The organism is Corynebacterium tuberculostearicum (assembly GCF_016894265.1).
Classification (GTDB): domain Bacteria; phylum Actinomycetota; class Actinomycetes; order Mycobacteriales; family Mycobacteriaceae; genus Corynebacterium; species Corynebacterium tuberculostearicum_D.
Genome location: NZ_CP069791.1, coordinates 1,098,153 through 1,121,312, shown reverse-complemented (window position 1 = coordinate 1,121,312; position 23,160 = coordinate 1,098,153). Strand labels below are relative to the sequence as shown.

The 23,160-nt window shown below is 61.3% G+C and carries 26 protein-coding genes; 8 read left to right on the top strand and 18 right to left on the bottom strand.

Translation table 11 applies throughout. The features are described from left to right. Positions 1–10: 10 nt before the first annotated feature. Genes I6J28_RS05475 through I6J28_RS05465 form a run of 3 tightly spaced genes read right to left on the bottom strand, consistent with a single transcriptional unit; the run spans position 11 to position 2,342 of the window. Positions 11–451, bottom strand: a complete 441-nt coding sequence (locus I6J28_RS05475) for a hypothetical protein (protein ID WP_204611264.1) — start codon at positions 449–451, stop codon at positions 11–13. Next, positions 451–960 (bottom strand): hypothetical protein, encoded by a 510-nt coding sequence (locus I6J28_RS05470; protein ID WP_204611262.1) that lies wholly within the window; start codon positions 958–960, stop codon positions 451–453. The genes I6J28_RS05475 and I6J28_RS05470 overlap by 1 nt, the downstream gene beginning before the upstream one ends. Before the next feature lie 2 nt (positions 961–962). Further along, entirely contained in the window at positions 963–2,342 is a 1,380-nt protein-coding gene (locus I6J28_RS05465; protein WP_005324222.1) for a glycine--tRNA ligase, read from the bottom strand. A gap of 184 nt (positions 2,343–2,526) precedes the next feature. Here I6J28_RS05465 and I6J28_RS05460 point away from each other — a divergent pair, with 184 nt between their 5' ends. From I6J28_RS05460 to I6J28_RS05445, 4 genes are all read left to right on the top strand, one after another. Next, positions 2,527–2,817, top strand: a complete 291-nt coding sequence (locus tag I6J28_RS05460; protein WP_204611260.1) for an ArsR/SmtB family transcription factor — start codon at positions 2,527–2,529, stop codon at positions 2,815–2,817. A gap of 70 nt (positions 2,818–2,887) precedes the next feature. Then, positions 2,888–3,307 carry a Fur family transcriptional regulator gene (locus I6J28_RS05455; RefSeq protein WP_005326453.1) on the top strand — a complete coding sequence of 140 codons (420 nt, stop codon included), beginning with the start codon at positions 2,888–2,890 and terminating at the stop codon, positions 3,305–3,307. Positions 3,308–3,484: 177 nt separating this feature from the next. Continuing rightward, positions 3,485–3,934: a hypothetical protein gene (locus I6J28_RS05450; RefSeq protein ID WP_204611258.1), complete on the top strand. Its 450-nt coding sequence runs from the start codon at positions 3,485–3,487 to the stop codon at positions 3,932–3,934. A 3-nt stretch (positions 3,935–3,937) separates the two neighbouring features. Further along, positions 3,938–4,132, top strand: a complete 195-nt coding sequence (locus I6J28_RS05445) for a helix-turn-helix transcriptional regulator (RefSeq protein ID WP_204611256.1) — start codon at positions 3,938–3,940, stop codon at positions 4,130–4,132. Between the two features lie 25 nt (positions 4,133–4,157). Here I6J28_RS05445 and I6J28_RS05440 read toward each other — a convergent pair whose 3' ends face one another. Genes I6J28_RS05440 through era form a run of 3 tightly spaced genes read right to left on the bottom strand, consistent with a single transcriptional unit; the run spans position 4,158 to position 6,684 of the window. Further along, a complete protein-coding gene (locus tag I6J28_RS05440) occupies positions 4,158–4,913 on the bottom strand; it encodes an isoprenyl transferase (RefSeq protein WP_005326452.1) in 756 nt (251 codons plus the stop codon). Between the two features lie 10 nt (positions 4,914–4,923). Next, entirely contained in the window at positions 4,924–5,640 is a 717-nt protein-coding gene (gene recO / locus I6J28_RS05435; protein ID WP_179386829.1) for a DNA repair protein RecO, read from the bottom strand. Between the two features lie 6 nt (positions 5,641–5,646). Continuing rightward, the gene (gene era, locus I6J28_RS05430; protein WP_150851007.1) at positions 5,647–6,684 is read right to left on the bottom strand and encodes a GTPase Era; all 1,038 of its coding nucleotides are present in this window, start codon (positions 6,682–6,684) and stop codon (positions 5,647–5,649) included. A 140-nt stretch (positions 6,685–6,824) separates the two neighbouring features. Between era and I6J28_RS11735 the strand changes: the two genes are divergently transcribed. Beyond that, entirely contained in the window at positions 6,825–7,397 is a 573-nt protein-coding gene (locus I6J28_RS11735; RefSeq protein WP_239454664.1) for a hypothetical protein, read from the top strand. Positions 7,398–7,482: 85 nt separating this feature from the next. Here I6J28_RS11735 and I6J28_RS05420 read toward each other — a convergent pair whose 3' ends face one another. The 8 genes from I6J28_RS05420 to hemW all read right to left on the bottom strand — a co-directional run bounded on the left by I6J28_RS05420 (position 7,483) and on the right by hemW (position 15,455). Next, positions 7,483–8,499 (bottom strand): formamidase, encoded by a 1,017-nt coding sequence (locus I6J28_RS05420; RefSeq protein WP_204611254.1) that lies wholly within the window; start codon positions 8,497–8,499, stop codon positions 7,483–7,485. A 210-nt stretch (positions 8,500–8,709) separates the two neighbouring features. After that, a complete protein-coding gene (pdxY, locus tag I6J28_RS05415) occupies positions 8,710–9,558 on the bottom strand; it encodes a pyridoxal kinase PdxY (protein WP_204611253.1) in 849 nt (282 codons plus the stop codon). A 52-nt stretch (positions 9,559–9,610) separates the two neighbouring features. Continuing rightward, positions 9,611–10,228, bottom strand: coding sequence for an rRNA maturation RNase YbeY (gene ybeY, locus I6J28_RS05410; protein ID WP_005326445.1), 618 nt, complete (start codon positions 10,226–10,228; stop codon positions 9,611–9,613). Next, positions 10,225–11,205 carry a PhoH family protein gene (locus I6J28_RS05405; protein ID WP_204611251.1) on the bottom strand — a complete coding sequence of 327 codons (981 nt, stop codon included), beginning with the start codon at positions 11,203–11,205 and terminating at the stop codon, positions 10,225–10,227. The genes ybeY and I6J28_RS05405 overlap by 4 nt, the downstream gene beginning before the upstream one ends. 23 nt (positions 11,206–11,228) lie before the next feature. Next, positions 11,229–11,987 carry a 16S rRNA (uracil(1498)-N(3))-methyltransferase gene (locus I6J28_RS05400; protein WP_204611249.1) on the bottom strand — a complete coding sequence of 253 codons (759 nt, stop codon included), beginning with the start codon at positions 11,985–11,987 and terminating at the stop codon, positions 11,229–11,231. Further along, positions 11,987–13,138 (bottom strand): molecular chaperone DnaJ, encoded by a 1,152-nt coding sequence (gene dnaJ / locus I6J28_RS05395; RefSeq protein WP_204611247.1) that lies wholly within the window; start codon positions 13,136–13,138, stop codon positions 11,987–11,989. The genes I6J28_RS05400 and dnaJ overlap by 1 nt, the downstream gene beginning before the upstream one ends. 68 nt (positions 13,139–13,206) lie before the next feature. After that, a complete protein-coding gene (gene hrcA / locus I6J28_RS05390; RefSeq protein WP_005324198.1) occupies positions 13,207–14,256 on the bottom strand; it encodes a heat-inducible transcriptional repressor HrcA in 1,050 nt (349 codons plus the stop codon). Between the two features lie 59 nt (positions 14,257–14,315). Beyond that, a complete protein-coding gene (hemW, locus tag I6J28_RS05385) occupies positions 14,316–15,455 on the bottom strand; it encodes a radical SAM family heme chaperone HemW (protein ID WP_204611244.1) in 1,140 nt (379 codons plus the stop codon). A gap of 147 nt (positions 15,456–15,602) precedes the next feature. Between hemW and I6J28_RS05380 the strand changes: the two genes are divergently transcribed. The 3 genes from I6J28_RS05380 (at position 15,603) to I6J28_RS05370 (ending at position 19,161) form a co-directional block, all read left to right on the top strand. Next, positions 15,603–16,997 carry a hemolysin family protein gene (locus I6J28_RS05380; RefSeq protein ID WP_204611243.1) on the top strand — a complete coding sequence of 465 codons (1,395 nt, stop codon included), beginning with the start codon at positions 15,603–15,605 and terminating at the stop codon, positions 16,995–16,997. Continuing rightward, positions 16,997–18,055: a CNNM domain-containing protein gene (locus tag I6J28_RS05375; RefSeq protein ID WP_204611240.1), complete on the top strand. Its 1,059-nt coding sequence runs from the start codon at positions 16,997–16,999 to the stop codon at positions 18,053–18,055. Before I6J28_RS05380 ends, I6J28_RS05375 begins: the two co-directional genes overlap by 1 nt. 233 nt (positions 18,056–18,288) lie before the next feature. Beyond that, positions 18,289–19,161: a hypothetical protein gene (locus I6J28_RS05370; protein ID WP_204611239.1), complete on the top strand. Its 873-nt coding sequence runs from the start codon at positions 18,289–18,291 to the stop codon at positions 19,159–19,161. A gap of 160 nt (positions 19,162–19,321) precedes the next feature. Here the strand turns inward: I6J28_RS05370 and I6J28_RS11730 are convergent, their stop codons facing one another. From I6J28_RS11730 to I6J28_RS05355, 4 genes are all read right to left on the bottom strand, one after another. Beyond that, positions 19,322–19,462, bottom strand: a complete 141-nt coding sequence (locus I6J28_RS11730) for a hypothetical protein (protein ID WP_239454663.1) — start codon at positions 19,460–19,462, stop codon at positions 19,322–19,324. A 90-nt stretch (positions 19,463–19,552) separates the two neighbouring features. Then, a complete protein-coding gene (locus I6J28_RS05365; protein ID WP_239454662.1) occupies positions 19,553–20,014 on the bottom strand; it encodes a hypothetical protein in 462 nt (153 codons plus the stop codon). Positions 20,015–20,359: 345 nt separating this feature from the next. Continuing rightward, the gene (locus I6J28_RS05360) at positions 20,360–21,040 is read right to left on the bottom strand and encodes a hypothetical protein (RefSeq protein ID WP_204611238.1); all 681 of its coding nucleotides are present in this window, start codon (positions 21,038–21,040) and stop codon (positions 20,360–20,362) included. Between the two features lie 252 nt (positions 21,041–21,292). After that, the gene (locus I6J28_RS05355) at positions 21,293–23,125 is read right to left on the bottom strand and encodes an AMP-dependent synthetase/ligase (protein WP_204611237.1); all 1,833 of its coding nucleotides are present in this window, start codon (positions 23,123–23,125) and stop codon (positions 21,293–21,295) included. Positions 23,126–23,160: the final 35 nt, after the last annotated feature.

Here is a 23,160-nt window from a genome sequence, read left to right as displayed (position 1 = left end):
CGGCGCAGGGCTAGGTGCGCAGGGTGCGCGGGGTGGCGTCGAGAAGCGCGCAGGCGTAGCTCAAGAAGATGGCGTCGAGCTCGGGCAGCTCGCCCACGCTCACCTGCAGCCCGTTTCCGGCCGGCGCGGTGCTGGCAACCTCGGCGCCGGTGACGCGGGCCACAATGCGGCGCTCGCGGCGGAAGGGGTTGCGGCGATCGAGAAGGTACTCGCGGTCAGCGCAGGTCGCGCGCAGCCGGGTGACGGTAATCCCGGCCTGGGTGACCGAGAAATCCTCGCCCGCCGGGGTCTGCGCGCGCAGGAAGAACCGCGGGGGGGAAGAATCCAGCGAGGATTCTAAGGCGAGGCGCTCGCCGGCCGCGGTGGCAAGCACGCCGTCGCGCACGGAGGCAAGCTCGTGCCCCTCGGCGTTGGTGAGAGCGCCCGCGCGCCAGGTCCACTGGATAGTCATTAGAGGACGAATAGCGCGACGAGGGCGACGATGGATGCTAGGACCAAGGTGATAATCCAGGCCCATGCCTTGCCCTGGGTGGTGGCATCCAGGATGACGCGGGTAAACCAGCTCAGGCCGGCGATTTCCGCGGTGGTCAGGCCCTCGGCATCGTGCTCGAATTCGAGGATGGACTTGCGCACGCCGGAATTGCGGGAGGTAAACTGCCCTACCTTTTCATCATCGACGTCATCGATGATCCAGTCGCCGCTGTTTTCGTTGATGAAGGTGAAGGTACGGCCGTTGAGCGATGCCTCCAGGCGCTTGTCGCGGCCGGGGCGGCCGGCAAGGCGGTAAATGGAGCCGTCGGCAAGCGTGGCAGAAGCGCCAAGGTCACTGACCTCGGTGCGCCAGAAGTGGCCATCCACCTCCGCGGAATGCTCCGAGAATACACCCAGCTGCTCCGGGCCTTCCTCGGCCAAGAGCACGGGCTTTGCGCGGTCGGAGCGATCCCAGCTGGTGTAATGCATTACTAGCACCCAATCAGGCGGGCAGCGAGGTAAGCCTCGAGGTCATCGAGCTTCACGCGCTCCTGCTCCATGGTGTCGCGCTCGCGCACGGTCACGGCATCGTCCTCGAGGGTGTCGAAGTCGAAGGTGACGCAGAACGGGGTGCCGATCTCATCCTGGCGGCGGTAGCGGCGGCCGATGGCGCCGGAGACGTCAAAGTCCACGTTCCAGTGTGCGCGCAGCTTATCGGCCAGCTTGCGGGCGGGCTCGGAGAGCTCTTCTTTCTTGGACAGCGGCAGTACGGCCACCTTGATCGGTGCCAGGCGGCGGTCCAGGCGCAGGACCACGCGCTTATCGGTGCCGCCTTTGGCGTTCGGAGCCTCTTCCTCGTCGTAGGCGTCCACCAGGAAGGCCATCATGGAACGGCCCAGGCCGGCGGCCGGCTCAATAACGTACGGGATCCAGCGCTCCTCGTTGGCCTGGTCATAGTAGGACAGGTCCTCGCCCGAGCCCTTGGCGTGGACGGACAGGTCATAGTCCGTGCGGTTGGCCACGCCTTCCAGCTCGCCCCACTTGGAGCCCTTGAAGCCAAAGGCGTACTCCACGTCCACGGTGCGCTTGGAGTAGTGGGAGAGCTTTTCCTTCGGGTGCTCGTACAGGCGCAGGTTTTCTTCCTTGATGCCCAGGTCCACATACCAGTTGTAGCGGTCATCAATCCAGTACTGGTGCCACTCTTCGTCCTCGCCCGGCTTGACGAAGAACTCCATTTCCATCTGCTCGAACTCGCGGGTACGGAAGATGAAGTTGCCCGGGGTGATCTCGTTACGGAAGGACTTGCCGATGTTCGCGATGCCAAACGGCGGCTTCATGCGCGAGGAGGTCATCACATTCTTGAAGTTGACGAAGATGCCCTGTGCGGTCTCCGGGCGCAGGTAGTGCAGGCCCTGCTCGTCGTCCACCGGGCCGAGGAAGGTCTTGAGCAGGCCGGAGAAGGCCTTCGGCTCGGTCCAGTCGCCCGGCTGGCCGGTCTCTGGGTCATTGATGTCTGCCAGGCCGTTTTCTGGCTCGTGGCCGTGCTTTTCCTCGTAGGCCTCAATCAGGTGGTCCGCGCGGTAGCGCTTGCCGGTGTGGCGGGATTCCACCAGCGGGTCAGAGAAAACCTCGACGTGGCCGGAGGATACCCAGACCTGGCGCGGCTGGATGACGGAGGTGTCCACGCCCACGACGTCAGCGCGGGACTGCACCATGTGGCGCCACCACTGGCGCTTGATGTTTTCCTTGAGCTCTACACCAAGAGGGCCGTAATCCCACGCGGAGCGGGAACCGCCGTAAATTTCACCTGCCTGGTAGACCAAGCCGCGGCGCTTACACAGGTTCACAACGGTATCGATGACGGATGCCATAAGTTTTCGGACTCCTCTGGTAGGGGACAGTCTTGACAATCTCGTTCAGTCTAACCCGAAGCGCTTCCTGGCGGTGGGATTGGGGCATGAATTTAATTTGAAATATATACGAGTTATTGAACGCATCGGGTAATATAAGAGTAACCGACAGGTAATAGGTATTTAATTGAAGGTGACATTCCCTATGACGACCACTTACAAGGCCCCAAATACTTCTGCGGCTGCCGGCGTGATCGCTGCCCTCGATTCGCCCCTACGCATCGCAATCATCTCTCGCCTGGCCGAGCGCGATCACTTTGTCCACGAGCTGGTCAAGGCCACCGGCAAGTCCCAACCACTTATCAGCCAGCACCTGCGCGTGCTCAAGCAGGCAGGCATCGTGGACTCCGAGCGCAGCGGCCGCGAGGTAACCTACTCACTCATTGCGCCGCAGGTTTTGGACCTGCTTGCCGACGCCGCCAAGATCGCCTCCTAACCCCTCCCTCCCTGCATAAAAAGCCGCCTGACTGTGCAGTTATTGAAAAAGCACTGATAATATTGAGGGCATGGCTTTACACGACAGTATTCCCAAACTAGGCGCGCGCAATACCAAGCAGCGCACCGCAGTCGTTGAGGTACTGCGGGAAATGGAGAAATTCGCCTCCGCCAAGGAGATCTACCACGAGCTCCAAGAGCGTGAGGAAAAGGTGGGCCTGACCACCGTGTACCGCACCCTGCAGTCCCTAACCGATATTGATGCGGTGGACGCCCTCCACATGCCCAATGGCGAAACCCTGTACCGCCATTGCGATACCGACGCCCATCACCACCACTTGGTATGCACCAAGTGCGGCCGCACCGAGGAAATCGATGGCGGCCCCATTGAAAAATGGGCCACCTCCGTGGCCAAGGAGTACGGCTTCGAGCTCACCGGCCACGATGCCGAGGTCTTTGGCATCTGCAGCGACTGCGCCGCCTCTGCCTAATCGCGCTCGCGCTTCCTTGCGAAGCCGCCTCTCCCCTAACCTCAGACTCCAACTTCCGGAGCCTGAGGTTTTTCTTTAGCAACTGCCGCGATAGTAAAGCCTCCTTTACAGTAAAGGACCCTTGACATATAGTGTGTGTCAAGCACACTTTACAAACCGTTGCTACAGGAGGTTTCCATGCAGACCACTCGCTTTGGCCGCCCCAAGTTTGGCGGCTCACAAGCCAAGCTCATAACTTTGTCCGTTGCTGCAGGCGCGGCCCTTGCGGCGGCAGCCGGTGCCATCGTGGCCGCGTTCGTACACGAAGATTCGCCGTGGCTAGCGTTTACCGTGTACTCGTTGTGCCTCCTGCCTGTTGCTATCTCCGCTAGCTGGCTTTTTATGGTGGATCGGTCCACCATCCGCGGGGCAACACCCGAACCGGAAAATTCGATCGAATCCCATTGGTATTCGCAGGCTTCCGAAAACACCCTGCACGCCATGCTCTTTGGCATCGGCGGCCTAGGCGTTGTCTCCTCTTTTTGGGAGTTCCAAGTTTCCGGCACCATGCTCACCATCATCTTGGGAGTATTTGTCAGCTGCACCTTTGGCATTAGCTACTTTGCCCACAAGCGGGCGGCGAGCTAAGCCATGGACAACCGGCTAAAAGAGATTCGCGAGAGCCAAGGTCTCTCGCAGCAGGGCTTGGCTACAGAGCTAGGTGTCTCGCGCCAAACGGTCATCAGTATTGAAAAAGGGCGCTACGATCCTTCGCTCCCCCTCGCGTTCCAGATCGCGCGCCACTTTTCCTGCCACATCGAGGACATATTCATCCCCGAAAAGTAGCCGCGCAGCACTTCGGCACTGCGCGCTACTTCTTCACGCCGCCGAAGCGGCGGTCGCGCCGCGCGTATTCCTCGATGGCGGCGAAGAGATCCTCCGGCGTAAAGTCCGGGAAGAGCTTGTCCTGGTAAATCATCTCCGCGTAGGCGGACTGCCACAGCAGGAAGTTAGAGGTGCGCTTCTCACCAGACGGGCGCAGGAAGAGATCCACGTCCGGCATGCTCGGGTCATAGAGGTGCTGCGCGATGGTTTCTTCCTTGATATCGCGCGGGTTAAGCTCGCCCGCGGCAACCTGCTTGGCGATGTCCCTAAAGCCATCCACCAGTTCTGCCCTACCGCCGTAGTTGACGCACATGGCCAGGGTCATCTTGGTATTGTCCTTGGTCAGCTCCTGGGCGGCCTCGAGCTCCTTAATAACCGAGCGCCACAAGCGCGGGCGGCGGCCGGCCCACACCACGCGCACGCCACGCTCATTGAGCCACTCACGCTGGCGGCGCAGCACGTCGCGGTTAAAGCCCATAAGGAAGCGGACTTCCTCCGGGCTGCGGCGCCAATTCTCCGTGGAAAAGGCATAGGCCGAAAGGTAGGGAACGCCGGCGGCAAGGCAGGCATCGACGACGTCAAGAAGCACGGCTTCTCCGCGCCTATGCCCCTCGGTGCGCTTCATGCCTTTCTCCTGGGCCCAGCGGCCGTTGCCGTCCATGACCAGCGCAATATGGCGCGGCATGAACTCATCCGGGATATTCGGCGGGGTCAAAGTGCGGTTCGGGTCTGGCGTAATCACGGGCTATATTCTACTGCTCCATAACCTGCAATGCGGAAACATTGCGCTCCATGTGCCACTGCAGGTGCGCCCGCGCTAGACGATGCCCCTCCTGCTTCTGCGCATTCGTCGGGTTCGTCGGGTGGTTATGCGCCAAAAGCCACAGGTGATGCAGGGTTTCCGGGTCCACTTCGGCCGCGCCCGGCGGCCGACATTCGTGGCACGCCGCACCGCCTACCGCCGGGTGGAAGGCGTGGTGCGGGCCAGGCCGGTTGCACTGGGCGCAGTTGAACAGGCTCGGCGCCCAACCGGCATGCGCCATCGCCTGCAGCAAGAAGGCATCCAGAGTCATGGTCGGGTCCGCGGTCTGGAGCTGCTCCAAGGTCGCGGTGACGGATTCGTAGAGGTAGGGGTCATGGGCGGCGTCGGCAAACGCAAGGCGCTCGGCCGATTCCAACACCGCGCACGCGGCCGTGTAGCGCTCATAGTCCTCGATGAGGCGCGCGCCAAAATAGTCGACCGTATCCGCCTGGGAAATGGTGGCCAGGTTCTTGCCCACATACAGCTGAACATCGAGGTTGACGAAGAGCTGCAGGCGCGACCCGAAGCGCGACTTTGCCCGGCGCACGCCCTTGGCCACCGCGCGCACGAGGCCATGATCGCGGGTGAGCAGGACGATGACGCGATCGGCCTCACCAAAGTCATAGGTGCGGATGACCACTGCGCGGTCACGATAGTTCTCGCGCATAGTGGTCTAGAACCCGAGCCTACCCAGCGACTTCGGGTCAGACTGCCAATTCTTCAGCACCTTGATGCGCAGATCAAGGTACACATTGTGGCCGAGCAGCTCGATGATCTCCTTGCGGGCATTGCCCACAATGCGACGGAAGCGCAGGCCATCTTTGCCCTCAATAATGCGCTTTTGGCCGGGACGCTCTAGGTACAAAATGGCATGGATATCCAGCACACCCTCGCGGGTGCGCGACGGCAACATCTCATCAACCTGCACCGCCACCGAGTGCGGCAGCTCCGCTTTCAAGCCGGACAGGGCGGCCTCACGAATGAGTTCCTCGATGCGCTTCTCCTGGCCCTCATCGGTGATGTGGTCATCCGGGTAGAACTTCGGGCCTTCCGGCAGGTGATCCACGATGACCTGCACCAGCTCATCCAGTTGCACGCCCTCTTTGGAGGAAACCGGGATGACTACCGCATTCGGGTCATCCTGGGAGAGCAGCTCGTGCAGGGCCAGCAGCTGCGCGCCAACCTGATCTTTGCTGGCCTTATCCAGTTTGGTGACGATACCGATGATCGGGGTCTTTGGCGCGATGCTGCGCACGTTTTCCAGGATCCAGCGGTCACCCGGGCCAATCTTTTCATCGGCCGGGATGGTCAGGCCGATTACATCCACATCGGCATAGGTGTCTTTGACTACCTCGTTGAGGCGCTCGCCCAGTAGGGTGCGTGGGCGGTGCAGGCCCGGTGTATCCACGACGATGACCTGGGCATCATCGCGGTGTACCAAGCCGCGGATGGTGTGGCGGGTGGTCTCCGGCTGGTCTGCGGTAATCGCAATCTTCTGCCCCACCAGGGCATTAGTCAGCGTGGACTTGCCGGTATTCGGGCGCCCTACGAAGGATACGAAGCCCGAACGGAATCCCTCCGGGGTATCGGTGTATTGCGAATAATCAAGCGGGGCTGCCGTATTCTCGGCGCCTTCCGGCACGGCATCATCGGGGTCTTCTGGCAAGCCCTCGAATGCCGCATCAAACTGTGCATCAAAATCAGAACTCATTACCCGCAATAATAGCCCACGGAGTCAAGATCTCCGATTAGTTCGCAGCCAATTCGCACCGGTGACACGGCAAAGGATTAATCTATGGAGAAACCTCTTCTCCCCAGCGCATACCGCGCTAACTCTCCGAAAGGCCCCTCATGTCCCGCAAATCCCCTGCCCTACTTCTGGGCGCTACCCTTACTCTCATCCTTTCCGCATGCTCCTCGCCTGATTCCGAGCCACCCGCCGAGACGAGTACTAGTTCTTCAGCTACCTCTACTTCGAGCGCTACTAGTTCTTCGAGCACCACCTCTTCCACCACGACCAGCAGCGAAGAAACCGAAACCGAAGAACCTGAAGAAAGCATTGCCCCTGAACCGGAGACCCAACCCCAGGCTGCGGCCGCGGAGCCGGAGTTGCTGTATTGCGATCCGGGGAACTTGACCATTCTGGGTACATTTTCTGACGGCACCGAAAGGCCTACAGAACTATGCGATACACCATCCCACCGGCGTTCCGTACGCGCTGAAGAGGTCTGCGGTGGTCAAGACGGGCGATATAAATACCCCGAGGAATGGGCCGAGCTGTGCAACGGAGGTCTTCCGCCTTCCGATTCAGACTATCCCGATAACTACGGCGATATTGATACAGGATACGCACCAGAGTCTGGCGCGGTTACGGATGCGCCAGCCGATTCGGATACGGGTGCGGTTGAAGGCTACGAGTATTAACAGACAGAAGGCAGAGCGTTAAGCAACGTCAAGGCCCTGCGCCCGTAAAGATGGGTGCAGGGCCTTGGTGGTCGATTATCGGAGCTTACTTAAACTCGTCCGGCAGGGGGCCGAGCTGCGGGCCGTCCGGGTAGTACTTCCAGCCGTCCTTGATGCGGACGTCGTCAGCCCACGGCAGCTTGTACTCGCCCTTGGCCAAGTCCTCGACCCAGGTGAGATAGTTGTCGGTCTTGCCGCCGGGGTAGCCCACGTATCCGCGATTGCCCAAGTTGAAGATGTTGTTTTCTAGGCCCCAATTGATGCGGGCCTTATCAGCCAACTCTGGGAAGATTTCGGCGGTGACGATCTCGCCGGGATTGCGGTGGCCCTCAGAAATCATGTGGCCGTCGTAATTGCAAACGTTGCCCTCACCGAAGTAGTAGAAGGTGTTGTCGTAGCCAGCCAAGTTTACGGATGCGGTGTACATCAGGTTCTGGAAGGCATTCGTCTTATTGGTCATGATCCACTGATCCTGGGTCTGTGTGGAGTAGCCAGAGATGCGGATATAGACGTTGGCGCCCTTGTATGCAGCCTCGCGTGCGAGCTCAGGGAACATGCCGTCGTGGCAAATGTTTACAGCGAGCTTGGAGCCCTTCGGGCCGTCGCAAACCGGCATGCCCAAATCGCCCGGGTACCAAGGCTCGATGGGAGTCCATGGCTGCAGCTTGCGGTAGTGCAAGGCGATTTCACCGTCGGAGTTGATGATGATGGCGGTATTAAAGGGCGGCTTTCCTTCCTCATGGTTTGGCTCCATGATGGAAAAGACGCCCCAGACATCATTGTCCTTGCAGGCCTGCTTGAACTGTTCCACCTTGGGGTCATCGAGGCCGATGAGGAATTCATCATAGGACCAAATCTTGGTGTTGAGACCGGAGGATGAATATTCCGGGAAGACAATAAGGTCGAGGTCCGGGTAGCCCGCCTTGGTGGAACCCACCATGCGGCAGATTTCGTCTACACTGGCTTGGACGTCTTCCGGGGTATTGACCACGGGAACGGGGTACTGCATGAGGGCCATCAACAGGCCGTCGGGGGATGCGCTGATGCTGCCGGTGCTGGACATGGTGGACTCCTATCGCAAAGTAGATGATGTGACGGGAGCCATATTACTGGCGTTTTGGTAGTACGTCACACTATTCGCCCTGAGAAGTAGTCTCGTATATGAGACTCATCGTGAGCCGCCTTTGATGAAATAAGAGAGCCGAACTGAGGGGAAGGTTTACTCAGCTCGGCCGACACTTGATAGACCTAGCGGATTAGGCCCAAGCGTGAATTAAAGCTCCTCGGCGTCGAATTGCATGCGCGGGTGTGCAAATACGTCCTGGGACTGGATGAGCTGGAGCTCGGCAGTCTCAGCCTCGTAGGTGTTTTCCAGCAGGTCATACACGGAGGAGGCGGTGCGGCGCAGGGATTCCTTGACGTCGCTGGTCTCGGTGTAGTGGCCGGTAAACAGGGCGGCGGTGACGTCGCCGGAGCCGTTGCGCTTGAACGGCAGCAGGGGCGTGGACACAAGGAAGGCGCGGTCGCCGTCGACGGCGAGCATCTCAATCTGGTCGTCGGCAGTCTCGGGGCGCCTAACGGAGGTAACCAAAACGGTCTTCGGACCGATTTCCTGCGCCTTCTTCACTGCGTCGAGGGTTTGCTCAAGGGTGCCCACCTCGGAATCGGTGAGGTAGCCCAACTCAAACTGGTTGGGGGTGATGATATCGGCGACGGGAACGACGCGGTCGCGCAAAAGCGGCGGAATCTCATCGGAGACAAAGCAGCCGGACTTAGCATTACCCATCACCGGATCACAGGCGTAGAGGGCCTTGGGGTTGGCGGCCTTGATGCGGCGGACGGTTTCCACGATGGCGTCGGCAATGTCGGCGCCTCCCTGGTAGCCAGAAAGGATGGCGTCGATCTGCGGGAAGGCGCCGCGCTTCTCAATGCCGTCGATGATGGAAGTGACGTCGCTGGCGGGAATCATCGGTCCGCCCCAGTCGCCGTAGCCGGTGTGGTTGGAGAAATTCACCGTGTGAACCGGCCATACCTCATGGCCAGCGCGCTGCAAGGGAAAGACGGCCGCGGAGTTGCCAACGTGGCCGTAGGTGACGTGGGACTGGATGGAAAGGATAGTCATAGCTATCCATTGTGCTACGCTGCCCGCGCGCTCACCAAGGAAAAGACAAAAATTATTCTTCCGGGCGATCTTGTGGCTCGCCCACCGCAGGGATTCCGCCGCCGGGAACCTGCTTGTCTAGATTGGCGCGCTCGGCGGCGTCAGGAAAAGCCTTCGGGCCAGAAGGCTTGGGCTGATAGGAAACACCACGCTCGGCTGCATCGTCGTACCAATCCGCGAGCAGCTCGTTTTGGCGGCCGAACATTTCCTTCTCCTCGGCCGGAGTGGAGTGGTCATAGCCCAGCAGGTGCAGGCAACCATGGACGGTAAGCAAGGCCAGCTCGTGGCCGAGGGAGTGGCCGGCGGCCTCCGCCTGGCGCAGGGCAAACTCGGGGCACAGGACGATATCGCCCAGCATGGCCGGGCCTGGGTCGGCGGCATCGGGGCGGCCGCCACCGGCGATGGCGCCGGGGGTGAGCTCATCCATGGGGAAGCTCATGACATCGGTGGGGCCTTCCAGATCCATCCAGCGCACGTGCAGATCCTCAATGGTCTTCAGATCCACACAGGTGATGGTGCACTCGGCATCGGGGTTGATGTCCATGGCGCCGAAGGCATAAGAGGCGACGTCAATCAGCATCTCCTCGTTGACGCCTTCGAAGCCGGATTCATTGAGAAACTCGATACTCATTCCATTCCCTCGTATTCAGCGGCTTTCTTATTATCAAAGGTCTCGTACGCATTGACGATGCGCCCGACCAGCTGGTGGCGCACCACGTCCTTAGAGCCCAAATCAGCGAAGTGGATATCATCCACGTTGCGCAGGATGCGGCGCACGATGCGCAGGCCCGAGACCTGGCCGTGCGGGAGGTCTACCTGGGAGACATCGCCGGTGACCACAATCTTGGAACCAAAGCCCAGACGGGTGAGGAACATCTTCATCTGCGCAAGCGTGGTGTTTTGGGCCTCATCAAGGATGACGAAGGCATCGTTCAAAGTGCGGCCGCGCATATAGGCCAGCGGGGCGACCTCGATGATGCCGGCTTCCATGAGCTTAGGAATCATCTCCGGGTCGAGCATGTCCCGCAGGGCGTCGTACAGCGGGCGCAGGTACGGGTCAATCTTGTCATTGAGCGTGCCCGGCAAGAAGCCGAGCTTCTCCCCTGCCTCCACGGCCGGGCGGGTGAGGATAATGCGCGAGACCTGCTTGGTTTGCAGGGCCTGCACGGCCTTGGCCACCGCCAGGTAGGTCTTGCCGGAACCGGCCGGGCCGATACCGAAAACTACCGTATTATCGTCGATGGCCTGCACGTATTCAGACTGCCCCACCGTCTTCGGGCGGACGGCCTTGCCGCGGCGCTTAACGATGTCCGCCGCCAACGCCGCCGACACCGACTGCGGCGCCTCCACGGCCACCATGTCCATGGTGTGCTTGACCGTATCGGTGGATACGGCGTGGCCGCGGCGGGCGATGGCCTCGAGCTCATCGAGGATCTTGGCGGCGCGGGCAACCTCATAATCCGGACCGGTGACGGTGACGACATTACCGCGGGCAAACAGGTCCGCATCCAGGCGGTTATTGAGCACGCGCAGGTTATCGTCCGCACTACCCAGCACGCTGCTGACGTAGGCGGAATCTAGCTCACATTTCTTCGTGATGATAGGCACGTGCTTTAGGCTACCAGCGCCTGCTACCAACGCTCGGTGCGCATGCCGATTGCCGCGAGCGCCACCATTGCCGCACTCGCCGTGCGCAGCACTTCCGGGCCGAGCTTGATGGGTGTGGCGCCAGCTGCCTTGAGGCGATCGAGCTCGGCGTCGCCAATGCCGCCCTCGGGACCGACGAGCAGGACGACATCCTCTGTGAGCGGCACGTCCTTGATGGAGGCGGTAGCCTCTTCGTGCAACACGAGCACGGTGGGTGCGGTGGAGGAAGCGCCGTCGCGGCCACTGGTGAGCTCTTGAGCGAGCTGCGGGGTGGTCAGCGGGCCGCGCACCTGTGGGATGCGGGCGCGGCGGGATTGTTTGGCCGCGGAATCGGCGGCCGCCTGCCATTTGGCCACCGCCTTCGGCGCCTTCTTACCATCCCATTTAGCCACGCAGCGATCCGCCTGCCAGGCGATAATCTCATCCGCGCCGGCCTGGGTGCCAAGATCCACTGCGAGCTCGGCACGCTCGGATTTCGGGATGGCCTGCACCACGCTCACCCGCGGGGTGGGATCGGGCGCGGTGTCGATGGAGTCGACCGTGCCCTCCAGGGAGTCCTTGCCCGAGGTAGCGGTGATGGTGAGGGTGAGGCGGGTACCGGTGCCGTCGATAAGCTCGAGGCGCTCGCCCTCCCCCATGCGCTTGACCGTGACGGCATGGCGGGCCTCCGGGCCGGAAAAACTGAAGGCCTCGCCGGTGCGCGCGGCGGAAAGGTCCGGGTGGATGAAGACGGGCAGCGACATTAGCGGCGGAACTTATCGCGGATGCGGCTGAAGAAGGATTCCTCTTGGCCGTCGCCGGTGGTGCGCACGCGCGCGCCCTCGTCGCGGGAGTTGCGGATCTTCTCCAGGGACTCGCGGGTCTTGCGGTCCAGGTCCTTGGGCACAACGACGTCCACGTGGGCAAAGAGGTTGCCGTAGCCATCGGTGCGCAGGCGCGGCATGCCGGCGCCGTCGACCTTGATGGACTCGCCCGGCTGGGTGCCCGGCTCGATATCGATGGTGAGCTCTTCGCCATTGAGCTGGTCGATGGTGAAGTTGGTGCCCAAGGCGGCGTCAATCATCGGCACGCGCACGGTGAGGTTCAGGTCATCGGCATTGCGCTGGAAGACGGGGTGCTCCTCCGTGTGGACCTCGACGTAGAGGTCGCCGGCTGGGCCGCCGCCGTGGCCGACCTCGCCCTGGGAGGCCATGCGGATGCGCATGCCATCATTGATGCCTGCCGGGATATTCACGGTGATATCGCGGCGCTTCTTCACGCGGCCATCGCCGGCGCAGTGGTTGCACGGATCAGTAATGACCTCGCCAAAGCCCTGGCACTTCGGGCACGGGCGGGTGGTCATGACGTTGCCCAGGAAGCTGCGCTGCATCTCCTGGATTTCGCCCATGCCATTGCAGTTATCGCAGGTAACCGGCTTGGCCTTGGACTCGGAGCCGGTGCCGCCACAGCTATCGCACAGCACCGCGGTATCCACGGTGACCTTCTTTTTTAGGCCGGTGTAGGCCTCCTCCAGGGTGATGCGGGTGCGCAGCAGGGCATCGTTGCCCGGCTGGACGCGGGACTTCGGGCCGCGGGAACCGCCGGCACCGCCGCCGAAGAACTCGGCGAAGATATCGCCGAGGCCGCCGCCACCGAAGCCGCCAAAGCCACCGGCGCCGGCACCGCCGCCACCCTGTTCCATGGGGTCGCCGCCCATGTCCACGATCTGGCGCTTTTGCGGATCCAGCAGGACCTCCTGGGCCAGCGCGGCATCGCGGAACTTTTCCGCGGCGGCTTCATCATCCGGGTTCAGGTCCGGGTGATACTTGCGGGCCATTTTGCGGTAGGCCTTCTTAATCTCCTGGTCAGTTGCGTTTTTATCAACACCGAGGATGCCGTAATAGTCACGAGCCACTGTAAGAGATATTCCTTCTCATTCGTCTTGTTGGGGTTAACTTGAAAAATAATGCGCGGCCAGCCAGTTTACTCGCACTGCTCGCCGGCCAAAATTTCGCTCACATACCGTGCAACGGCAGAGACCTTAGAAATTGTTCCCGAGTAATCCATAAAGGTAGGCCCCACTACGCCAAGGCCGCCCAGCGTGGCCACCTCATCGCCCGTGCCCAGTCCGTAGCCCGTGGCCACCACGGAGGCTTGGCGCAGCTGGTCTTCCTCGTTTTCCTCGCCGATGACTACGGAGACGTTGCCTAGATCGGGCACGCGGGCAAGCAGCTTGAGGACGACGACCTGCTCTTCTAGTGCCTCAATAATCTTGGGCAAGCCTTCCGGAAACTCGCGCGCCACGCGCGTGAGGTTGGAGGCACCGGCCATAATCAGTCGGTCGGAGGGCTGTTCCACTAGGGTCTCGATAAGCGTGGTGGCCACCTTGAGCACGTGGTGGCGGATGTCCAAGGGGGCGTCGTCGACGAGGTGGGCGAGCTCCACGGAGGCGTCGGTAAGCGTCTTGCCCACTAGCGCGCTATTGACGATGTCGCGCAGGCGGAAGGTCTGGTCCTGGTCGATGATTTCATCGAGCTCCACATTGCGCTGGTCCACGCGGCCGTTATCGGTGATAAGCACCAGCAGCAGGCGCACCGGGGACAGCGCCACGACCTCGCAGTGCTTGACGCGCGAGACCTTGAGATTGGGCAGCTGGACGACGGCCGCCTGCTTAGTCACCTGCGCCAGTAGCTGCACCGAGCGGCGCAGCACGTCCTCCAAGTCGACGCCGCCTTCCAAGAAGTTGAGCATCGCGCGGCGCTCCGGGGCCGACAGCGGCTTGACCTCGTGGAGGGAGTCCACAAAGTGGCGGTAGCCCTGCTGGGTGGGCACGCGGCCGGAGCTGGCGTGCTGCTGGGAGATAAGGCCCTGAGATTCGAGCACGGCCATGTCATTGCGGATGGTGGCCGAGGAAACTCCCAGCTGGTAGCGCTCCAAGAGCGACTTAGAACCAACCGGCTCCTGGGAGGCAATATAGTCCGCCACGATGGCGCGCAGGACTTCCTTGCGGCGGGCATCGGTTGAGGTAGACACTATGGCGCTCCTATTCGCTTGGCTATTTCACGTGCTTTCAAGTTTAGACGGGAGGAGGATTAGGTTTCTTCGGCGACGAGGAGATCGGTGATGATGCCATCGGCCAGCAGGCGGCCGGGCTTCGTGATGCGTACGCGATCGCCAGCGCGCTCGAGCAGGCCGCGGCCGATAAAGCGTTCGAGGGCGGGCGCGGCGTGGGCATCGAGCCAGGCCTCCGGGATGCCCTCGCGCAGGCGCAGGCCGAGCATGATTTTCTCCATGTGCCGGTCGGCGTCGGTAAGCGTCTCGGTTTCTTTGATAGGCAGCTCGTCGCGGCCGAGGGCATCGATATAGCGCGAGGGGTGCTTGACGTTAAAAAAGCGCTCGTTGCCCAAATGCGAGTGGGCGCCTGGGCCTGCACCCCACCAATTGCCGTCTACCCAGTAGATGCGGTTGTGCTCGCACTCGCCGCCGGGCTTAGACCAGTTGGAGACCTCGTACCACTCGAAGCCTTCTGCCTCGAGGGTGGAGGAAATCATCTCATAGCGCCGTGCCAGCACGTCCTCATCGGGGGCGGGCAGGATACCTTTATTGACCTTGCGCGCCATGCGGGTGCCGTCTTCCACGATGAGCGAATAAGCACTGACGTGGTCTACGCCGGTTTCTAGCACGCGGTCGAGCGTCTCGCGCACATTGTCATCGGTTTCAGTGGGCGTGCCATAGATCATGTCGAGGTTGACATGCTCGAAGCCGGCGGCGCGGGCCTCGCGGGCGGCGGCAAAGGCGCGGCCGGGTGTGTGGGCGCGCTCGAGAACTTGGAGAACGCCCGGGGACGCTGACTGCATGCCGAGGCTGATGCGGGTATAGCCGGCATCGGCAAGCTGGGCAAAATACTCCGGTGAGGTGGACTCCGGGTTGGATTCTGTGGTGACCTCCGCCCCTGGCGCCAAGCCGAAGGTGGAGCGGACGGTATTGAGGATCCGGGTCAGCCCCTGCCCGCCCAGCAAGGAAGGCGTGCCGCCGCCGATGAAGACGGTCTCGGCCGGGCTGCCTACGCGCGCGGCCGCCAGCTCCAGCTCGCGGTCCAAGGCATCCAGATAGGGTCCGGTAAGATCGCGCGGGCTGCCCAACTCGCCCGGAGTATAGGTATTGAAATCGCAATACCCGCAGCGAGTGGCGCAGAAGGGAACGTGGATATACAGCCCGAAGGGTTCAGTCATGGATAAAACCCTAATAGGCGGGGAACAAAATGGCTGAAATGGGGGTTAAGCATGTAGTATGTTTCCATCTTCCCTAGTAGAAAGGCACCCTCAGTGGAACCTCCCAGTCGATGTCCCTGCCACCTTCTAGGCGGTGGGGAGTAAATCATGTTATCGGCTATTGTGATGATCTTGGCCGGCTTCGTAGTCATCGGCCTCATCATCGTCGCGAATGCATACTTCGTGGCCCAGGAATTTTCCTTTATGTCCGTGGACCGCACGCAGCTGCGGACCCAGGCTGCTGAGGGGGATAAGACAGCCCAACGCGCGCTGGCTATTACTCAGCAGACCTCCTTCATGCTCTCGGGCGCGCAGCTCGGTATTACGATTACCGGCCTGCTCATCGGCTATGTGGCCGAGCCGCTCGTGGGCCAGGGACTGGGTACGTTGCTTGGCGGCGTCGGCGTTCCGTCCGCAGTGTCAGTCACCGTTGGTACCATCGCGGCACTTTTCATCTCCACGATTGCGACGATGCTGTTTGCGGAGCTCTTCCCCAAGAACTACACCATCGCCGCACCGATGAAGACGGCGCGCTGGCTGGCCGCCTCCACGCAGCTTTACCTGCGGATTTTCGGCTGGCTCATCCACTTCTTCGAGTACTCTTCCAATGCCATCCTCAAGGTCTTTGGCATCGAACCGGTGGAAGACGTCGATTCCTCCGCCACCGCCGATGACCTGGAATCCATCGTGGATTCCTCCCATGAGGCCGGCGATCTGGATGAAAATACCTACATGGTGCTCGACCGCCTGCTGGACTTCCCCGAGCACGACGTTGAGCACGCCATGATTCCGCGCTCCCGCGTGGACGTCATTGACCCGGACACCACCCTCGGTGAGGTCCGCGAGATGATGTCTACCGACCACACGCGCTACCCCGTCATCGACGATGAGCACAATCCAATCGGCGTGGTGCATCTTATCGACGTCCTGGGAAGCGACCTTCCCGCCGCCACCAAGGCCACCAGCATCATGCAGGAGGCCGTCGTGGTCCCTGAGTTGATGCCGCTGCCGGATGTGGTGGAAGAGCTGCGCGATAGCGACCAGAAGATGGCGTGCGTTATCGATGAATACGGCGGCTTCGTAGGCATCGTGACCATGGAGGACTTGGCCGAGGAAATCTTGGGCGATGTCACCGATGAGCACGATATCGAAGAAACCGAGGAAATCACCGAGCAGGACGAATCCCACTGGTTGGTCGACGGCGATACGCCGATTGATGAGATCGAGCGCGCCATCGGCCACGACCTGCCTGAGGGCGACTTTGAGACTGTCGCCGGCCTCGTCATTGCCCACTCCGGTGCTCTGCCTGAGGTAGGCGAGGAACACACCATCCAGCTCGAGGCCGAACCCGATGACTGGGTTGACCACGATGAAGCACCCGTCCGCTCCCTCCGCCTGCGCGTGCAAGAGGTGGACCGCCACGTACCGTCCGTGCTCGCCATCGAGTTGGTGGAGGATTACTCCGACCACTCCGATGATGCCGATAAGAAGGAGGATGCATAATGACCGAATCGTGGTGGTTTAACCTCCTCGTTACCCTCCTTATCATCGCCGCTTCCGGCTTCTTTGTGATTATCGAGTTCTCCTTGATGGGCGCTCGCCGCAACCGCTTGGAAGAGGATGCGGAAAACTCCCGTACCGCCCGCGCCGGATTGCGCTCGCTCAATGAGCTGACCATCATGCTCGCCGGCGCGCAGCTGGGCATTACCGCCGCCACCTTTGTGCTCGGTGCTGTAACCAAGCCCTGGGTGCACCACCTGCTCATGGCACCACTAGAAGCCGCGGGACTGCCGCTGGGCATTGCCGACGTCGTCAGCTTCCTCCTCGCCCTCTTCGTCGTCACCTTCCTCCACCTCGTACTCGGTGAGATGGCGCCGAAGTCGTGGGCCATTACCCACCCGGAGACCGCCCTGCAGTTCATCGCGGTCCCCGCGCGCGGCTTCGTGTGGATCTTCCGCCCGCTGCTGAAGTGGATCAACGTCATGGCTAACAAAATGGTCTCCATGGCCGGCGAAGAGCCCGTCGACCGCGCCGGTGCGGCCGGCTACGACGCCGAAACCCTGCGCACCTTGGTCGAGCACTCCCGCGAGACCGGCGCTTTGGACGATGAGTCTGCCAACCAGATTTCTGATGTCATCGAGTTGGAAAACTCCACTGTGGGCGCCATGGCCCGCGAGCACGGCTCGGAGGTAGTGCCCCTGCCTTCCGACGCCACCGTGGACGACCTCCAAGACCTCGTCGTACGCAAGAACATCATGCGCGTGCTGGTCTTCCCTAAGGACTCCCGCGTCCCCCGCGTGGTCCACGTGCGCGATACCTTGCTGGCAGAACCAGAGACCCCGGTTCTCGAGTTCTCCCGCCCTGCCCTGTCCGTGTCTTCTTCCACCACCGTGCAAAAGACCTTGGACCACATGCGCGCTCGCAACGAGCAGCTCGTCATGGTGGGCAAGGCCGATAAGGACAACGCCGTGTGGATCCTTACCTGGGACGACATCATGGGCCAACTGTGGCCGCAGATTACCGAGCAGCTAGATAAGGTCACCCCTCCCCCGGCCGTCTAGTTCCTGCCGCGTCCTCGCCCTCGCCCGCGCCCGTGCCGCTTCATTGTGGCCGGCGCGGGCTTTGCCGTTTTCGCACCCGCGCGCAAGGGCTGTTGTCCCCGACTGTGGATAACTGTGACCGTAACTTTCCCAGCCGCCACTTCGCTCACTCGCCTTTCCCTGCGACCTTGTTATCCACAGGCCCGGCCGCCACCTCCTCGCACCGGCCGGCAGCGTCCCCTTTCCTAGGAGGCATGACACCACCACTGACCAATATCGACTCCATCCGCGCCAACCACCCCACCTTCTGGACCGACCTGAAAAACGGCACCTACCTCAAGCTCGCACCGCGCATCGCAGTCCGGCGCGATCACTACCATTACCTCGACTTCCCCTCCCAGCTGCGCCTGCGCGCCATCGCCGCCGCCCGCAGCGCCTATACCGCGGTGCTCATCTCCAAGTCCGCCGCCCGCGTGCACGGACTGTGGGTCATCGCCACAGCCGAGGAAAAGATTGAAATGGCCCTTCCCACCAATACGCTTCCGCACAAGGACCGCCGCCATCCCGAGCGCATCTACCGCAAGGCTTTACTTCCTGAGCCCGTCCTTGTGGACGGCACCCGGTGTGTCTCCAAGGCCCGCGCGGTTATCGACGTCGCCCGCTACCACGGCTTCACCGACGGCCTCATCGCCGCCGACTCGGCTTTGCGTTCCGGCCTCAGCCGGGAAGACCTCAAGGAAGAGTTTGCCCGCATGGGCCGGGTGCGCAATAGCCGCATCGTCCGTGCCGTAATCCACCACGCCTCACCTCTTTCCCGCTCTCCCTACGAGTCTTTCGCCCGCGCCCTCCTCATTGAGGCCGATTTCCCCTGGCCCATGTTCTTCGAGGCGCCGTTCACCGCGTTGCCCGGCATCACGACCGCCCTATGCATCAACAGCGCCTACCTCATCGACATCATCCCCGCGAAGGCGCTTGCCCATCAGCGTGAGCGCCACCGACGTCTGCGCGAGGCCGGCTTCACCGTACTCTGCTATACCCCTCGGCAGCTCATCGACCACCCCACTCTTTTCCTGACCGACCTCATTTCCACCATCACCGCCAGACAAAAGGCCGCGCGTTCTGCCTAAGTCCACGCTTCTTGCCTCCCGCCTTCCTCTACCCCGCCCTTCGCGCTCACCAGCGGCGCTTTCGCCGCGGAATCCGCTGCGCCGGTGAGCGCGAAGGGAGGGCGATGGCGAATGCCTCGCAAGCGAATCCACCGAAACTTCGCCTGCAAAAAGGAAAGTCTTACTGGTTGATGCGCCATGGAACGCTGTTCTTCGGCAGCATGCCGTGGGTGTAGAAGTAGTCAGTGGTGGACAAGATGCCCAGCACTGTGCCGCCGCCTACGAGTGCAGCCAAGAAGGAGAACCCTGCGACGGAAGACATGTCTGCGTCCTTGCCCTCCTTGCCGTCCTTACCGTTGATACCATCGCAGCCGTTCTCGCCATCCTTACCATCTACGCCGTCCTGGCCGTCCTACCCGTCCTGGCCTGGAACAACCGCAGCTTCGGTAGTGGAAGGCTCAGTGGATTCCTCAGAGGTCGGCTCTTCAGTGGCCGCTTCTTCTGCAGAAATCTCCTCAGTAGAAGTCTCTTCTGCGGACTCGGATGGGGTGGTCTCTGCAGAGGTAGCATCCTCAGAAGCCGGAGCCTCGGCGGTCTCCTCCGCGCCGTCTACGGCGTACGGAGTGATGGACTCGGCGGCGTCTTCTTCCGCGTCGAGTTCTTCCATCGCCTTATCGCCGGCGTTGTTTTCCTCCAGCAGGTTGCCGTCCTCATCGAGTTCGATGACGTTGAGGCTAACGGTATCGTCGGTGGTCCTTTCCTCAACGAAGGTGGTGTCGTCGGCGGCGACGGCGCTAGGAACGGCGGTAATAGAAGAGAAGGTGGCTACGGCCACTGCGCTGGCAATGAGGCAAGAAGTTCGGCGTGCGCCCATAGATTAACTCCCTGTAGGTGTGGTTAAGGAATGAAATTGCGCGCGCCGCGTGTGGATGGTGCTAGGTCGCGTCGTTCGCATGGACGGGGAATGCCCTACAGTGCGTTGAGAATATTTTCTACTTAGATTTTTAAGGTTGATCCAGCAACAATACCGCTGGATACAGCACCCAAGCCGCTGAACAGGAATAACAAAAGTTATATGGAACGGCCGTTAACCTAAATTTTCCCTAAATACTTCCCCGAATTGGGGCACCCTAGCGCAGAAAACTTCAACGGCCACCGAGAGAGGGAATCTCGGTGGCCGTGAACATCCCCTTGCGTGAAACAAGGAAGTCTATGTGGTTTATGCAGTTGTAGCCCGGCGGGCAGCCTCGCGCTTGGCTCGGACCTTTTCTACCACCGCGGCAATGCGAGCGCGTTCCTCTAGGAACTGTGGCGGGTTATGCCCGCGCATCGTGCGCACATAGGCTGGGTGCGTATCGAGCACAGTATGCTTCCACGCTTGGACCGCAACTAGGGCGGACTCGCCGGTGCGCTTGTACAGGTGCGGCAGGGAGACCATATCGAGGTTGCGGGCCACGGCGTCGGTTTGCGCGAGCACGTGCTCGACTACCTCGCGGAGGTAATCCGCCACGGCCTGGGTGCGAGAGCGCAGGGACTCGGCCAGCTCGTGCACCACGATGGGCTTGGAGATGGGGAATCGCTCATCCAATAAGCGCGGGGTAAGTTGTTCCGGCTCTTCCACGTCATTCACGCCGGAAGAAGCGGCGGAAATGGTGCCGGAGCGTACACCAGAGACCAGGGCTTGGCGCAGGCCCATTAGCTCGCCTACACAACGGCCGGAGTCAACGCGGGCGTCTTCGACGATATCGCCCAGCTCAGCTAGGCAATCCATGCACAGCTCTTCGTCCCAATCCTCGATGGCTTCAATGAGGTGCTCGAGATATTCTGCGACTTCGTCGCCGATATTGTAAATCTCTTGCGTAAGCTCGCGGTGGCGCAGCTCGGCGGCGATTTTGTGCATTGGCTTCGAGCCACTCCTTCCACGGTCCCATTTCTAACCTCTAGTAGAGGTTGAGGTTTGCTGTAACGCCTCACGACTTTATGCGAGATCCGCCGCCGCGAGCGCGCGACACTCCGAAGCCATTCACAGGTTTATGGCAGGTTCGCCCGCACTGGGGTGAGGATGGTGAGGTGAGCTGCAGAAGGGGGCGTCGGCAAGCAGGGCAAAAAGAAACACCCGAGGGAATTCCCTCGGGTGTACCCACCGCGCAGCCTAGCGCTTGTACAGGTGCTCGATGGCTGCGGCGTAGCGCTGCGAAACCACGTTGCGCTTGACCTTCATGGTGGGGGTCAGCTCATTTTCTTCCTCGGTAAGGTCAGATTCGAGGATGTAGAACTTCTTAATCCCCTCCGCGTGGGAGACGGTGGCGTTGACCTGGTTGATGGCATCCTGCAGCTCCGCGCGCAGGGTCGGGTCGGTGGCCAGCTCGCGCATGGAGCGATTTTCCGGAATGTTGTGGTCCAGCTTCCAGCGCTTCAAAATGTCCGGCTCCAGGGTCAGCAGCACGCCGACGAAGGGCTTGCCATCGCCTACCACCATGGCCTGGGAGATAAGCGGGTGTCCGCGCAGGATATCCTCCATCGGGCCAGGCGAGACATTCTTGCCGCCGGCCGTGACAATGAGATCCTTCTTGCGGCCGGTGATAACAAGCTTGCCGTCCTCATCAATTTCACCTAGGTCGCCGGTGTTGTACCAGCCATCCTCGAGGGCCTCGGCCGTGGCTTCCGGATTATTCCAGTAACCGTGGAAGACGATATCGCCCTTGATGCAGATTTCACCTTCCTCATTGATGCGGAAGGTCACGCCACCCATCGGCGGGCCAACGGTGCCGATAGAGTGATCCACAAAGTCCACCGCGGCCGCGGCGGCGACCTCGGTCAAGCCATAGCCCTCATAGACCGGGATGCCGATACCGCGGTACCAGTGCAGCAAGTCATGGCCCATGGCCGAGCCACCGGTAATGCAATAGTTCACGTTGCCACCCACGCCCTTGCGGATGGTGGAGTACACCAGCTTGTCAAAGACCTTGTGCTTGGCTTTCAGCAGGCGGTCCGGGCCCTCCGGCTTATCCAAAGCCTTGGAGTACTCGATGGCTACCTTCTCGGATTGCTCAAAAAGCAAGGTCTTGATGCCGGAATCGGCCACCTTAGCGGCAGCGGAGTTGCGCACCTTTTCAAAGACACGTGGCACACCCAAAATGACGTTCGGGCGGGAGCGGGCAAACTCGATAGAAATGGTGGAAAAATCGGACCAGTGGTTCTGGGAGGCACCGCGCATGGCCACCGCAATGGATACCGCACGGGCAAAGACGTGTGCCAGCGGCAGGAAGGTCAAGGTATGGCTGCCCGGCACGGCGAAGATGCCAATCGGGTTGGTGCACAGACCGCGGGTCTGGGCCAGCCAATTCCGATGGGTCAAGATACAGCCCTTAGGGCGACCAGTGGTGCCCGAGGTATACACCAGGGAGGCCAGGTCATCGGTGGAGGTGGCCTTGATGCGGGCGTAGACCTCCTCGGTGGCCACGCCGCGGCCCTCGAACTTCAAGGTATCGATGGCAGAGGAGTTAATTTCCAGCACGCGGCGCAGCTGGGAGGGGGAGCCCTTGAGGTTGGGCTCGCCGTCTTCTTGCAAGACCAGGTTTTCAACCAGCTCGGAATGCTCGCGGGTTTCCGTGATGGCGAGCACGGCGCCTGAGTCCTCAATAATCCAGCGCACCTGGGAGGCAGAAGAGGAAGGATAGACCGGCACGGAGGCCGCACCGGCGGCCCAGATGGCAAAGTCCAGCAGGGACCACTCATAGCGGGTGGCGGAAATCAGCGCGACGCGGTCTCCCTGCTCCACACCCAAGGCGATGAGTCCTTGGGCTACCTCAAAAACCTCATCGATAAATTCTTTGCCGGTGACGTTGACCCATTCGTAGTTGGCAGGGCGAGTAAACATCACGCCATGTGGGCGCTTCTTGGCGGTGTCCATCAGGGCGGTCAAGCAGGTTTCGCCCGGCTCGATAGTAAATTGGGCTGGGGTGTGGACTTCTTGCAGGGTCACGCGGTGTCCTTTCGAACAGCTAATTATTAATCTCC